The 1865-nt window shown below is 64.1% G+C and carries 2 protein-coding genes and 2 riboswitches; of the genes, one reads left to right on the forward strand and one right to left on the reverse strand.

Annotation, left to right across the window (positions count from 1 at the left end; all coding sequences use genetic code 11):
• Positions 1-44 precede the first annotated feature (44 nt).
• Complete coding sequence (locus EN780_RS33205; protein ID WP_127391867.1) at positions 45-497, forward strand: GNAT family N-acetyltransferase; 453 nt, start codon at positions 45-47, stop codon at positions 495-497.
• Here EN780_RS33205 and EN780_RS33210 read toward each other — a convergent pair.
• On the reverse strand, positions 494-1495 hold the full coding sequence (locus EN780_RS33210; RefSeq protein WP_128276375.1) for a hypothetical protein: 1002 nt from the start codon (positions 1493-1495) through the stop codon (positions 494-496). The two genes, EN780_RS33205 and EN780_RS33210, sit on opposite strands and share 4 nt — an antisense overlap.
• 186 nt (positions 1496-1681) lie before the next feature.
• Positions 1682-1768: riboswitch (glycine riboswitch) on the forward strand.
• A riboswitch (glycine riboswitch) is annotated at positions 1769-1864 on the forward strand. It begins immediately after the preceding riboswitch.
• Position 1865: the final 1 nt, after the last annotated feature.

Below are 1865 nucleotides of genomic sequence, written 5' to 3' on the forward strand. Positions count from 1 at the left end.
CTTCGCCGCGATCGGCGGCGGCCGCGGCGGCTACTGGGAAGACAATGGCTACGACTGGTACGGCGGCATTTGATTTTCCTCGCCTGCGGGCTGAGCACGATCTTGCGCCGACCGAGCTCAACGCCATTGAGGAACGTCTCGACGGCGACAACCGGCGTCTGACAGGCCGCGACGATGATCGCGGCCTAGTCTTTCTGCTGCGGGACACAGCCGGACGCCCGATTGGCATCGCTGCGGGCCATTCCTGGGCGGGGATCGCCGAACTAAAGCTGATGTGGGTCGACGAGGCCTGTCGAGGTCTTGGCCATGGCAGTAAGCTGCTCGATGCCTTCGTAGCCGAGGCTTCCGCGAGAGGAGTTCGACGCATCTGGGTCGCAACGCACGACTTCCAGGCACCGGGTCTCTACGAGAGGGCGGGCTTCGAGCGTATGGGCGAATTCGCCGGGTGGCCCGAAGGCCATTCCAACATCATTCTCTGCAGGACGGTCGCCGCCTAGGCGACCTTATCCAGCAGCGGCTTCAGTGCCGGATGGATTTCCGGCGAGGCGTGCTTGATCAGCGTCAGCAGCGCGCGCTCGTTCTCGCTGAGCGGCCGGTTCGGGCCGATCCGCTCCGCCAGCCACTTCGCTTCGCCGGCGTCGACCGTCTCGGCGCGGCGGGCCATTGCCTCGACGGCCCGGTTCCTGGCTTCCCAATCGGCCTCGATATCGTCGGGCGAGCGGTAGGCCTCCATGATGCCGGCAAGCCCGCCGGAAACCATGCGGCCGAAGAAGCCGCCGATGTTCGGCTCGCCCGCATCGAGGAAGTTCTCCTGGCGCAGCGCCACATCCCGCGTCGGCGCTTCGTAGCCGGCCGAGCACATGACGAAGTTGGCGATCGCCTTCACGAACAGTTCGTTCCAGGACGGATCGTTGCTAGCCGCCGCCGTGCTCTCGTTGATCCTGAACAGCACGTCTGCCTCGGCGCGGGTTATCGCGATATTGCCGTCGCCGCCGTAGGCGTAGAGGATGCGGCGCAACAGGTCGACTTCGGCCTTGGCCACCAATCCCGGAACCAGTTGGCCGCCCAGCATCAGCGGCCCCTTGCCGTCGACCACCGCATGCGAGACCTGCTCCAGCGCATAGGCGGAAAGCCGGCTGGGCGACGATTTGGCTTTCTCCAGCACATGCACCAGGAGCTCGAGCTCGGTCAGGCTGTCGACCATGCCGTCGCGCGAGATCGTCCGGATCAGCCAGTCGGCATTGTCCTCGGAGATATAGCCCGTCGGCTTTTCCTGGTGGACGATGTAATCGGTGACCGCCTCGACGAAGAACGCCGGCCATTCCTGGCATTTGTCGCGCGCCGTCTGGTCGAGCGCGAACAGCGCCTCGGCCTCGCCACGGCTTACCACGCCGTCACCAAATACTTCGCGGCGCAGCATCACCACGTCTTCGGCCGTGATTCGGTTCTTGGAGGTCAGCCCCGCCACCGGAGCGCTCATGATCAGTTCGCCCATTTTTGTCCCCGTCGCCGCCGGCCGTAGCCGGACCCAAAGGTCGTTTCGACCCAACATACCAGCAGTGTCTTGAAAAACCGGCAAACCGCGTGGTTAGCGAAGACTTGTCAGCAAGATGTCGCAGGCAGGTGACAAGGTGTCGTTGACGGGCTATGGATGAGGAGTCGAGGGCTCAACCCTGAGTCCTACCTGTTTGCGGGAGAGAGCAGCGAGAGCTGCCGCCGAAGGGGAAATCGCCCGAAATCTCTCAGGCAAAAGAACCGTAGACGGGAAAGACACTCTGGAAAGTCGGGGCTCGTGCCCCGCGCCGAAGGTGTAAGCGCTGCCGACAGAGTTACGGGGCGCGAGTCTCTCAGGCTTCAGACAGAGG

It is taken from the genome of Mesorhizobium sp. M4B.F.Ca.ET.089.01.1.1 (genome assembly GCF_004022605.1).
GTDB classification, from domain to species: domain Bacteria; phylum Pseudomonadota; class Alphaproteobacteria; order Rhizobiales; family Rhizobiaceae; genus Mesorhizobium; species Mesorhizobium abyssinicae.